Source organism: uncultured Hymenobacter sp. (assembly GCF_964243305.1).
Taxonomy (GTDB): domain Bacteria; phylum Bacteroidota; class Bacteroidia; order Cytophagales; family Hymenobacteraceae; genus Hymenobacter.
This window is the reverse complement of sequence record NZ_CAXTEF010000029.1, coordinates 44,969-55,810: the sequence shown is the minus strand read 5'-3', so window position 1 is coordinate 55,810 and position 10,842 is coordinate 44,969. Positions and strand designations below refer to the sequence as shown.

General features: G+C 61.7%; 11 protein-coding genes and 1 pseudogene. 10 read left to right on the top strand and 2 right to left on the bottom strand.

The features are described 5' to 3' along the window. The 5 genes and pseudogenes from ACFE70_RS15175 to ACFE70_RS15155 form a co-directional block, all read left to right on the top strand. A pseudogene (locus ACFE70_RS15175) lies at positions 1 to 356 on the top strand (hypothetical protein); the annotation flags it as partial. Positions 357 to 473: 117 nt separating this feature from the next. Next, positions 474 to 1,571 (top strand): carboxylate-amine ligase, encoded by a 1,098-nt coding sequence (locus tag ACFE70_RS15170; protein ID WP_375418614.1) that lies wholly within the window; start codon positions 474 to 476, stop codon positions 1,569 to 1,571. 186 nt (positions 1,572 to 1,757) lie between these two features. Next, complete coding sequence (locus ACFE70_RS15165) at positions 1,758 to 2,621, top strand: type 1 glutamine amidotransferase (RefSeq protein ID WP_375418613.1); 864 nt, start codon at positions 1,758 to 1,760, stop codon at positions 2,619 to 2,621. Between the two features lie 27 nt (positions 2,622 to 2,648). Continuing rightward, the gene (locus ACFE70_RS15160; protein WP_375418612.1) at positions 2,649 to 3,839 is read left to right on the top strand and encodes a hypothetical protein; all 1,191 of its coding nucleotides are present in this window, start codon (positions 2,649 to 2,651) and stop codon (positions 3,837 to 3,839) included. Between the two features lie 87 nt (positions 3,840 to 3,926). Beyond that, a complete protein-coding gene (locus tag ACFE70_RS15155) occupies positions 3,927 to 4,439 on the top strand; it encodes a YkvA family protein (RefSeq protein WP_375418611.1) in 513 nt (170 codons plus the stop codon). Positions 4,440 to 4,560: 121 nt separating this feature from the next. Here the strand turns inward: ACFE70_RS15155 and ACFE70_RS15150 are convergent, their stop codons facing one another. After that, positions 4,561 to 5,316, bottom strand: a complete 756-nt coding sequence (locus ACFE70_RS15150) for a glycosyltransferase family 2 protein (RefSeq protein WP_375418610.1) — start codon at positions 5,314 to 5,316, stop codon at positions 4,561 to 4,563. Positions 5,317 to 5,430: 114 nt separating this feature from the next. Here ACFE70_RS15150 and ACFE70_RS15145 point away from each other — a divergent pair, with 114 nt between their 5' ends. After that, positions 5,431 to 5,724, top strand: a complete 294-nt coding sequence (locus tag ACFE70_RS15145; protein ID WP_375418609.1) for a hypothetical protein — start codon at positions 5,431 to 5,433, stop codon at positions 5,722 to 5,724. A gap of 84 nt (positions 5,725 to 5,808) precedes the next feature. Then, a complete protein-coding gene (locus ACFE70_RS15140; RefSeq protein ID WP_375418608.1) occupies positions 5,809 to 6,690 on the top strand; it encodes a DUF1571 domain-containing protein in 882 nt (293 codons plus the stop codon). A 185-nt stretch (positions 6,691 to 6,875) separates the two neighbouring features. Here ACFE70_RS15140 and ACFE70_RS15135 read toward each other — a convergent pair whose 3' ends face one another. Next, positions 6,876 to 7,751 carry an SDR family oxidoreductase gene (locus ACFE70_RS15135; protein WP_375418607.1) on the bottom strand — a complete coding sequence of 292 codons (876 nt, stop codon included), beginning with the start codon at positions 7,749 to 7,751 and terminating at the stop codon, positions 6,876 to 6,878. A 218-nt stretch (positions 7,752 to 7,969) separates the two neighbouring features. Here ACFE70_RS15135 and ACFE70_RS15130 point away from each other — a divergent pair, with 218 nt between their 5' ends. The 3 genes from ACFE70_RS15130 (at position 7,970) to ACFE70_RS15120 (ending at position 10,703) form a co-directional block, all read left to right on the top strand. After that, the gene (locus tag ACFE70_RS15130) at positions 7,970 to 8,836 is read left to right on the top strand and encodes an NAD(P)H-binding protein (protein ID WP_375418606.1); all 867 of its coding nucleotides are present in this window, start codon (positions 7,970 to 7,972) and stop codon (positions 8,834 to 8,836) included. A gap of 66 nt (positions 8,837 to 8,902) precedes the next feature. Then, on the top strand, positions 8,903 to 10,162 hold the full coding sequence (locus ACFE70_RS15125; RefSeq protein WP_375418605.1) for an NAD(P)/FAD-dependent oxidoreductase: 1,260 nt from the start codon (positions 8,903 to 8,905) through the stop codon (positions 10,160 to 10,162). A 97-nt stretch (positions 10,163 to 10,259) separates the two neighbouring features. After that, the gene (locus ACFE70_RS15120; protein ID WP_375418604.1) at positions 10,260 to 10,703 is read left to right on the top strand and encodes a PA2169 family four-helix-bundle protein; all 444 of its coding nucleotides are present in this window, start codon (positions 10,260 to 10,262) and stop codon (positions 10,701 to 10,703) included. Positions 10,704 to 10,842: the final 139 nt, after the last annotated feature.

Below are 10,842 nucleotides of genomic sequence, written 5' to 3'. Positions count from 1 at the left end.
TGCGCGACGGCATTCCGCTGGCTATCGACTTCGGCAACCCCGCCCCCGACGCCGATGTGAACTCGGTGGGCCAGCACAACTTTGAGTGGGTGGTGGAAGCCGCCGCCAACCTGGCCATCGAGCGGGCGCAGGCGCAGCGGCCGGGCGCGGATAATCTGACCTGGGGCACGTTCGTGCGGCACTCGGCGCAAGGCCCCGGCGGGGCGGCCCCTACCCCCCCCAAAGCGGCCAAGGTCTCGGCGACGCCGAAAGCATCAGCGCCGAAAAAGCCGGCCACTCCGAAAGCGGTGAAAGCCACGCCCGCGCCGCACGAAGATGGCGTGGAGGTAGCTAAACCCAAACGGGCCAGAAAGTAGCGCGGACTCTGTAGTCCGCGAGTTGAACAGTTTATTTTAATTAATTGCTAAGTCTGTTCATTCGCGGACTGCAAAGTCCGCGCTACTGGGCATTTTTAAACTTACTTATTTTCGATTATGCCTACGTTCACGCTTGGTATCGAAGAAGAATTTCAAACCATCGACCCGCACACGCGCGAGTTGCGCTCACACATGTCGAAAATCGTGGAAAACGGCCGCGTCACGCTCCACGAGCAGGTAAAGGCCGAAATGCACGAGGCGGTGGTGGAAGTCGGCACCACTATTTGCAAGAATATCGACGAGGCGCGCACCGAAGTTTTTCATTTGCGCCGCCAGGTAATTGAGCTGGCCGATAAAGTAGGTTTGAAAATAGCGGCGGCCGGCACGCACCCGTTTTCGCGCTGGCAGGACCAGCCGATTACGCCCGACGCGCGCTACGATAAAATAGTGGAAGAATTGCAGGAAGCGGCGCGCTCCAATCTGGTATTTGGGATGCACGTGCACGTCGGCATCGAGAGCCGCGACGCGGGCGTGTACATGATGAATACGCTGCGCTATTTCCTACCCCACCTGTTCGCGTTGAGCACCAACTCGCCGTTTTGGGAGGGTAGGGAAACGGGCTATAAGTCGTTCCGCACCAAGGTATTCGAGCGGTTTCCGCGCACCGGCATTCCGGATTATTTTACCAGCGCCAGCGAATACGACGAGTTCGTGGCCTTGCTGGTAAAAACGGGCTGCATCGATAATGGCAAGAAAATATGGTGGGACCTGCGGCTGCACCCGTTTTTTGATACCATTGAGTACCGCATCTGCGACATGATGATGCGGCCCGACGAGTGTATCGCCGTGGCGGCCGTGATGCAGGCGCTGGTGGCGAAAATCTATAAGCTCAAAAGCCAGAACCTGAACTTTCGGCTCTATCGCAGCTCGCTTATCAAGGAAAATAAATGGCGCGCCGCCCGCTACGGCCTCGATGGCGAAATGGTCGATTTTGGCAAACAGGAGGAAGTGCCGACCCGCAAGTTGATTCTGGAGCTGCTTGACTTCGTCGATGACGTGGTGGATGAGCTGGGCAGCCGCCACGAGGTAGAATACGTGCTCCAGATGATGGAAATGGGCACCGGCGCCGACCGGCAGCTGCACGTGTTCCGCGAAACCGGCGACCTGACCAAGGTGGTGGACTACATTCTGGCCGAAACCGTGCACGGCCTGTAAGGGCTGGTAATCAACAGAATCGGTTCGGCTTCTGCGGCGCGGTGAAACGCCCGGCGGCGGCGCTGCGTTGCAGGCGTTTGCCCGGGGCTTATCCCCACCCCCCTTGCGGGCGGACAGCCGCCATTGCCGACCCGATTTCTGATTTCACCTACCGTACCGCAACTGTTGTTGTGCTTTGCTCTCTTTATGTCCGTCGTAAAAATTGCCATTCTAGATATGTATGCCGGCGCCGCCAACGAGGGGATGCGCTGTATTCACCAACTGATTGACCGCAGCCAGCTCACGCTGGGCCAGGAGTTTGCCGTCAAGATATTTAATGTTCGCGGCGCCAGTGAGCTGCCCGATCTGAGCTTCGATATCTACATCTCCAGCGGCGGGCCGGGCAGTCCGCTGCCCAGCGCTGAGACCTGGGAAGCGCTCTATTTTGCTTTGCTCGACCAGCTTTTCGCCTGGAACCGCACCGCGACGCGCAAAAAATACCTGCTGCTGATTTGCCACTCGTTTCAGTTGGCCTGCCGCCACTTGGGCATCGGCACGCTGAGCAAGCGCAAGTCCACGTCGTTTGGGGTGCTGTCTATGCACAAGACCGCGGCCGGCCAGCACGAGCCGCTGCTGGCGGGTTTGCCGGAGCCGTTTTTCGCGGTCGATTCGCGCGATTATCAGGTGACGCTGCCCGACTTCCACCGCCTCGAAGAGCTGGGCGCCGAAGTCATGTGCCTGGAGAAAGAGCGGCCCCACGTGCCGCTCGCCCGCGCCCTGATGGCCATTCGCTTCACGCCCGAAATCTTCGGCACCCAGTTTCACCCCGAAGCCGACGGCGACGGAATACTGCGCTACATGCTCACCGACGAGCGGCGCACGCAGGTGATAACTACCTATGGCGAAGCCAAATACCAAGAGATGGTGGCTATGTTGCGCGACCCCGACACGATTGAGCTAACCGAGTCGGTCATCATGCCGAGCTTCCTGCGGCAGGCCCTGAGCCACCTGACGGACGCCGGGGCGGCCGTAGCCAGCCAACCCGCGTCCCGACTCGCTACGGCCGCCTAAATTCCTTCACTGCCAGCACCTGAGCTTATGATATCCGCGCTCCGCCAGCAGTTTAACGCGGCCTTCACGCCGGTGCGCTACCAGCAGATGCTGGCCGCTATCGAGCAGGAGTTGCCGGGGCAAATGGAGTTTCGGGTGGCGGAAACACCGATTTTCGTGCCCGCCGGGCTGCGCGACAAGCTGCTGGCTGCCGGCGAAAGCATCATCGATGTGCTCACAGCGCCCGACTTTCAGGAGCGCACGGCCGCCGCGATTCCGGCTGCGCAGCGCGTGCCGCACGAAAACGCGCACACTTCGCTGCTGGCCCTGGATTTTGCCGTTTGCCGCGATGAGGCTGGCGAGCTGACTCCACAATTGATTGAGTTGCAAGGCTTTGCTTCGCTTTATGCGTTTCAGGTTTATCTGGCTGATATATTTCGGCGATTTTATCCAATTGATGATTCGGTAACGGCCGTTTTCAACGTGCCCGACGCAGCCGCCTACCACGCCAAGATGCGCGAGCTGGTGCTGGCTGATGCGGCGCCGGAGCACGTTATTTTGCTGGAGCTATTTCCGGAGCGCCAGAAAACGCGGATCGACTTCGCGCTTTCGGAGCGGAATTGGGGCCTGACCACGGTGTGCCTGACCAAGGTGCGGCGGCGCGGCCGGCAGCTTTATTACGAAAAAGAAGGCCGCGAAATTGAAATTAAGCGCATTTATAATCGCGTTATTTTTGATGAATTAGCGCAGCACTCTAATTTGCAGTTAGAATTTAATTTAACGGAAGACGTGAATGTGGAATGGGTCGGTCATCCGAGCTGGTTTTTCCGCATCAGCAAATACACCCTGCCGCTGCTGCACGGCCCCTATGTGCCGCCGAGCTATTATTTAGATAAGCTCGCTGCCTACCCCCCCGATTTAAATAACTACGTCTTAAAGCCATTATTCTCTTTTGCCGGCAGCGGTGTAAAGCTGCACGTGACGGCGGCGGAACTGGACGCAATTACTGATAAGTCGAATTACTTATTGCAGCGCAAAGTGGTGTATGAGCCGGTGGTGCAGTCGCCCGACGGCCTGGTAAAAGCCGAGATTCGCTTGCTCTACGCCTGGCCCAAGGATGCGGCGCGCCCAACCTTACTCACGAGCCTAGGGCGCTTGAGCCGCGGGGAGATGATTGGCGTCGATTTTAACAAGAACAAGGACTGGGTGGGCGGCACGGCCTGCTTCTTCGAGCGCTAAGACCGGCCGACTTGCGGTGGCGGGCGGGGGGTAGGGAAACGCCAAGGCGGGGCTTGCGTACAGCTAGCCTCACTTCACTTATTTTTCATGTCTTCTCTAGCAGAAAAAGGCTTTCAGCTTTCCAAAAACGCGCTTTTCAACGTCTTTATGAGCCGGGCTGGCCGGCTGCTGGGCCGCCCCTTTAAGGTGGTAACGCTGTTGAATGAGGTGGCCGACAAGCTGGCCGACCAAAAGAGTAAGGACAACAAATTCCGGCAGCTCTTCGACGTGATGCTGACGGTGGTGCGGCTCGTGCGCAGCTACGTCAGTGGCGACTACCGCCAGATTTCGCCCAAAACCATTGTTTCGGGCCTGGCCGTGCTCCTCTACGTACTCTCGCCGATTGATTTGGTGCCGGACTTTATTCCCGTGCTGGGCTTTCTCGACGATTTGAGCTTGATTAGCTGGTTTGTCGGCAGCTTCCAGGTTGAAATCTCTCGCTTCCGCGACTGGGAAAAGACGGCGGCCGTAGCCGTTGACGGCCCGCGCCCCGACGCAGCCGCGCAGCCGGCCCGCGGCGACAAGCAGCTGCCGGCCGTGGCCGAGTTAGGTCATTCTTAATCTCTCGTAATCAGCTGGCACGCAGCCGACTAAAATCCCTACCCCCTTAGCTAAGCGAAAGCCTCCGCAGGGGCAGGTCTTTCACTTAGCTAAGGGGGATAGGGATTTTATGAGGTTTCTGTCAAGGCCGCTCAATTCCCTGCTGGGCTAACTGCGGGGCGTATTTATCGTAGATGATGCGTAAATCGGCTTGGTGGCGGGCGGCGTTGACGCCGATGCTGACGTTTTTATCGTGAAAGCGGTGCAGGTGGCTGATGTGCGAGCAGACGCCCGGCAGCTGCCCGGCCAGCAGAAATCGCACGTACAAGTCCAGGTCCTCGGCTAGCTTAAACGTTTCGTCGTAGCCGCCTACCTGGTCGAAGAAGGCGTGGCTGAAGCACACATTGCCCTGAATGAAGTGCTCGGCCCGAAAGATGGCTTGCAGCATGGCGCCCGGCGTGTCGAAGCGCCAGGTATAGTAGTCTTCGCCCGGCAAATAGCGCCCGATGGCGTCCATACGCAGGAAATCGGCCACAAACCAGCTGCGGGCCGGGTAGCGCCGCACGTGGTCGGCATAGTGGTAGAGGGTGCGCTGGAGCAGCACGTCGTCGTCATCGAGTGGGAGCAGCCAGGCGGTGGGCGCGGCCTGGGCGATGAGCTGGTTGCGGGCGGCACCGGCAAACTGGCGCTGCGGGTGCTGCCAGAAGCGCAGCGGCGGGCCGGGCGCGGCGGCGGCGGCCCGCAGGAACGCCGCCGTGTCGTCGGTCGAGCCGTTGTCGTGGAGCAGGTGCTCGAAGGAGAAGTCCAGCGGGTCGGTGATGCTGGCCCGGACGCTGGCCACGGCCTCGGGCAGCAGGCTCGCCCGCTGATGGGTGGGCGTGATAACACTGAATTGCATAGGCTGCTTCTTCGGCTGCGGGGCAGAAAAGTTGCCCGCTCCGGCCGCTGGCGGCTAACTTTCCGGGCGCAAGCGGCGTTTACGCCCCCGGCCGCGTGCCGCCCACCTATGCCCATGTTCGTTGTTTCCCTTCGGCTGCCGGAGTCCTTTGACGAGGATTTCATGGCCCTCATTCCGCGTCACCGGGCGTTTATCAACCAGCTGCTGGCCGATAACGTGGTGGAGGCCTACGCCATCAGCGCCGACCGCAGCCGGGGCTGGGTCACCATTAATGCCGCCGACACGGCGGCGGTGCGGGCCGTGGTCGAGCAGTTTCCACTCTACAGCTATTTGCACGGCGTCGAGATTGATGAGCTTTTCATCTTCGACAGCGCCGCCTCGCGCTTTCCGCGCATCAGCCTTAACTAACGGCGCCGCGCCTAGTTTGGCACGTTTGTGGGCAGGGCGGCCTGGTTGCTCTTACGTTCTATTCTGGTTTGTCGTATCTGCTTTATGAGCTTGTTGTTTGTCCGTGGTGGGCGTTGGGTTGGCTGGCTTGTTCCGCTGGTGGTGGGCGGCGGGCTGGCGGCGCGCCCTACCCCCCCTCAGGAAGCGGCGGCGCCCATCACCACCGAGCAGCTGATTTCGCGGCTGAGCACCACCATTGAGAGCCTGCGCTATCTGCGCTGCAGCGTGCGGGCGCAGGAGCGGGTTGGCGGCAAGATAAACCAGGCCGGCTCGCAGATGAAGTTGAGCTTCAACCCCTTGCGGGTCTATATTAAAAACCAGAAGAACATTGAGGTGCTCTGGGTGACGGGCCAGAACGACGGCGACGCCTGGGTGTACCCGGCCAGCTTCCCTTACGTGACGCTCAGCCTCGACCCCAACGGCTCGCTTATGCGGCGCAACCAGCACCACACGGCGCTACAAGCCGGCTTCGGCACCATCGCCGACCTGACGCGCACCACCGGCCTGCGCCAGGATAATGCCTTTAGCCGCTCGTTTCGCTACGTCGGCGACAGCACCCTGCAAGGCCGCACCTGCTACGTGCTGCGCTCCGATTTTCCACAATTTAAGTACGTCAGCTACAAGGCCGGCCCCCGCGAAACCGTGAGCACCGTAGCCAACCGCTTCGGCTGCGGCGAGTTCCGGGTGCTGGAGCGCAACGGCCTAAGCGTCGGCGCCGCCATCCCCGAAGGCAAGGTGCTGCAAGTGCCCAACGCCTACGGCCGCCGCACGGTAGTGTGCGTGGACCCGAAAACGTACCTGCCGATGGCCGTGCAGGTGCTCGACGACAAGGGGCTGTTCGAGCGGTTTGAATTTTTCGACGTGGTGGCCAATCAGCCCATTCCGCCGGAAGAGTTCAGCACGAAGTATAAAGGCTACCACTTTTAATCGCAGATGGTACAGATGGTGCAGATGAGGCCACTGATTCCGCAGATGATGTTCGGCAGCAGGATGACACTTTGATAACGGATGATGTTCACCTGAACCTAGTAGAACATATCAAACGTCAGCACATCATCTAACGTCAAGCGGTCATCAGCGGAATCTACGGCTTTATCTGCCCTATCTGCGATTCAGCGGCGCATGGTTTTCTCAATCATATCCCACATGTCGGGCGTCAGCATTTCGAGTTTATTAAACTCGCCGGCGCCGTTGAGCCACTCGCCGCCGTCGATGGTGACGACCTCGCCGTTGACGTAGGCCGAGAAATCAGACACGAGATAGGCCGCCAGGTTGGCCAGTTCCTGGTACTGGCCCACGCGCTTGAGCGGCACGCTCGCGGCCGGGTCGAGCTTCGAGGCCAGCGGCTCGGGGAAAAGGCGGCTCCAGGCGCCCTCGGTGGGAAACGGGCCGGGCGCAATGGCGTTGGAGCGGATGCCATACTTGGCCCACTCGACGGCCAGCGAGCGGGTGATGGCCAGCACGCCCGCCTTGGCCGCCGCTGAGGGCACCACGTAGGCCGAGCCCACGGAGGCGTAGGTGGTGACGATGTTGAGGATGGTGCCAGGCTTTTTATCGGCAATCCAGCGCTTGCCCACGGCCAGCGTGCAGTTGTAAGTGCCGCGCAGCACGATGTCCACGATTACGTCGAACCCCTTGTGACTCAGACGCTCGGTGGGGCTGATGAAGTTGCCGGCCGCATTATTGAGCAGCACATCGACGCCGCCGAACTCGGCGATGGTCTGCGCCAGCATGGCCTCAATCTCGTCGTACTTGCGCACGTCGCAGGCCACGGCCAGCACCCGGCCGCCGGTTTGCTGCCGCAGCTCGGCGGCGGTCGTTTCCAGCACGTCGAGCTTGCGGCTGGTGATGGTGACGTTGGCGCCGAGCTGCAAGAAGTAGGTGGTCATGGCCCGGCCCAGACCAGTGCCCCCGCCGGTCACGATGATGGTTTTGCCTTGCAGGGCATTGTCGCGCAGCATGGGCTGAGTGTGGGGGGTAGGGGTCATGAGCAAGAATTAGGAGGGAGTAAGACGGCCAGCCGGCGCCCGCCAGCGCCGGCGCCCCTGTTTGGGCGAAGGTACAGGTTCGGCTGTTGCAGCGGGCCGTTCAGCCAGCCGCCGGGCTCCTCGCGCCCCACTACCTAGACTGAGTAGTATTCTTGCCCGATTTTTGTTTTCCCTCCGGCCCGGCCTCAGCCGGCATCTGCTCGTCCTTTGTCCCCGCTATGATTCTGCCTCCTGCTCCCGCTTCTTCGGCCCCGGCCACCCTGGGTACCGTCGCTATTCTGGGCTGCGGCTGGCTGGGCCTGCCGCTGGCGCGGGCGCTGGTGGCGGCCGGCTACCGGGTGGCGGGCTCCACCACCTCGCCCGAACAGCTGCCGGTGCTGGCCGCGGCCGGCATCGAGGCGCACCTGCTGCGGCTGGGCACCGACTTTGGCCCCGCCGATGAAGCCGGGCTGCTGACGCTGCTGAGCGGCGCCGACACCCTGATTCTGAACGTGCCGCCCCGCGCCGCTGCGGCCGGCGCCTACCCCACCCTGCTGCGCCCCGTGCACCGGGCCGTGGCCGCGGCCGGTGTGCGGCGGGTGCTGTTTGTGTCTTCGACCAGCGTGTATCCCGACGCGCCGCGCCTCATGCACGAGACCGATGCCCTGAGCACCCGCGATGCCGCTTCCGACGTGCTGCGGGCCGAGGGCCACTTCGTGCCCCGCTACGGGCAGTGGCTGAGCACGGTGGTGCGCCTGGGCGGCCTCATCGGGCCGGGCCGGGCGCCGGGGCGCTTTCTGGCCGGCCGCCGCGAGCTGCCACAGGGCGACGCGCCTGTGAACCTGCTGCACCTCACCGATGCGGTGGGCGTGCTTCAGTGCATCATCGAGCACCAGGCCTGGGGTCATACTTTCAACGTGTGCACCACCGACCACCCGCGGCGGCGCGACTTTTACCCTGCCGCCGCGCAGTACCTGGGCCTGGAGCCGCCCACGTTCGCCGAGAACGGCGGTAGCGGCAAAACCATCGACTGCTCGCTGCTGCGCCGGCTGGTGCCCTACCCCTTCCAGCACGACGATTTGCTGGCGGCACTGGCGTATTGCTAGGTTGTCTTGCAGGGTGGGGGTAGGAAATCGGCAGCGTCCTGCCTCACCCTGCCGTACCTTTGCCCGGTGAAAAAAGAGTTAGTCCCGGCCCAGACGGTAGCCGTCATCGGCGGCGGCGCGGCCGGCTTTTTTGGGGCCATTGCCTGCGCCGAAGCTAACCCGCAGTTGACGGTTTTCCTGCTCGAAAAAACCGGCAAAACGCTGGGCAAGGTGCGCATTTCGGGCGGCGGGCGCTGCAACGTCACCCACGCCTGCGAGAGCGCGGCGCAGCTCGTGCAGCACTACCCGCGCGGCGGCCGGCAGCTCAAGGAAGCGTTCCGGCAGTTTGGCACGGACGAAACCGTGGCTTGGTTTGCCCGGCGCGGCGTACAGCTCAAGACCGAAGCCGACGGCCGCATGTTTCCCGTCACCGACAGCAGCGAAACCGTAGCCCGCGCCCTCGAAGACGCGGCCCGGCAAGCCGGCGTGCAAGTGCTGCTCAACACCAGCGCCGAAGCTATTGAGCTGTTGCCCGAAGGCGGCTTCGAGCTGACCCTCAGCGGCGCGGGCGCCAGTTCCCTACCCCCCCTGCGCGTGGCCAAGCTGCTGATTGCCACCGGCGGCCACCCCAAGTCGGGCGGCTACGACTGGCTCCGGGCGCTGGGCCACAGCATCGCCGAGCCGGTGCCCTCGCTGTTCACCTTCAACGTGCCGGCTTCGCCCCTGCGCGAGCTGCCGGGCCTGAGCGTGCCGCTGGCGCGGGTGCAGCTGGCGGGCGAAAAGCTGCAATATGAAGGCCCGGTGCTCGTCACGCACTGGGGTCTGAGCGGCCCGGCCGTGCTCAAGCTCTCGGCCTGGGGCGCCCGCCGCCTCAGCGAGCTACAGTATACCGGCACGGCCCTCATCAACTGGCTGCCCGTCCACACCGACGAGACCTTGCGCGCCTGGCTCCAGGAATACCGCCACCAGAACGGGAAGAAAATCATCGGCGCCAACCCCATTCTCGGCCTGCCGCAGCGCCTGTGGCGCACCCTGGCCACCGAGGCGGGGGTAGGCGCCGAAACCCGCTGGAATGAGTTGCCCGCCAAAGCCCAAAGCAAGCTGCTGGAACTGCTGCTGCGCACGCCGCTCGGCGTGCAGGGCAAAACGACGCACAAGGACGAGTTCGTGACCTGCGGCGGAATCCCGCTCAGCGAAGTGGACCTGAAAACCATGCAGAGCCGCCGCGTGCCGGGCCTGCACTTCGCCGGTGAGGTGCTGGATGTGGACGGCATCACCGGCGGCTTCAACTTCCAGGCCGCCTGGACGACGGGCTTTCTGGCGGGGCGGGCAATGGCCAATAAATAGGCGAACCCAGTTCCCTACCCCCCTCTCTGAGCGCAACCCTACCCCTGTTTAGGCAGTAAAGACGCACAACTCATCACCCATTTACTTACTCTCCCGCATGGACTCCAAAGCCACCCAAACCTTGCTCAACGAGCTGGTTGAAACCCTGAAAGAAGGTCAGAAAGGTTACGCCGAAGCCATGACCGACGTGGAAGACGCCGACCTGAAGGACACATTTAAGCAATTTGCCGTGCAGCGCTCAGGCTACATCAATGAGATTGAAGACCAGATGTTTAAGCTGGACCTGAAGCCCGACGAAAGCACCTCGGTAACCAGCAAAGTGCACCGCGCCTTCATCAACCTCAAAGGCCTGGTGACCGGCAAAGACCGCGAGAGCATCCTCAACGAATGTGAGCGCGGCGAAGACGTCGCCGTAAAAGCTTATCAGGCAGCCCTGAAAGCCGAAGGTTTGCCTAGTGCGCTGCAAAGCGTAATTGAAAAGCAGTACCAGGGCATTCAAGCCGCTACCAGCACGATTAAATCGCTGAAGAGTGCGGCTTAGTCTGAACCACGGATTAAGCAGATTTAACGGATTAATCGGATTTCGTAGCCGTCAACTTCCATCTCGAGTCTGTTTGCTCTTAGATTAACTAATAACTAAAAAAGGCCACTCATCGAGCGGCCTTTTTTAGTTATTAGTT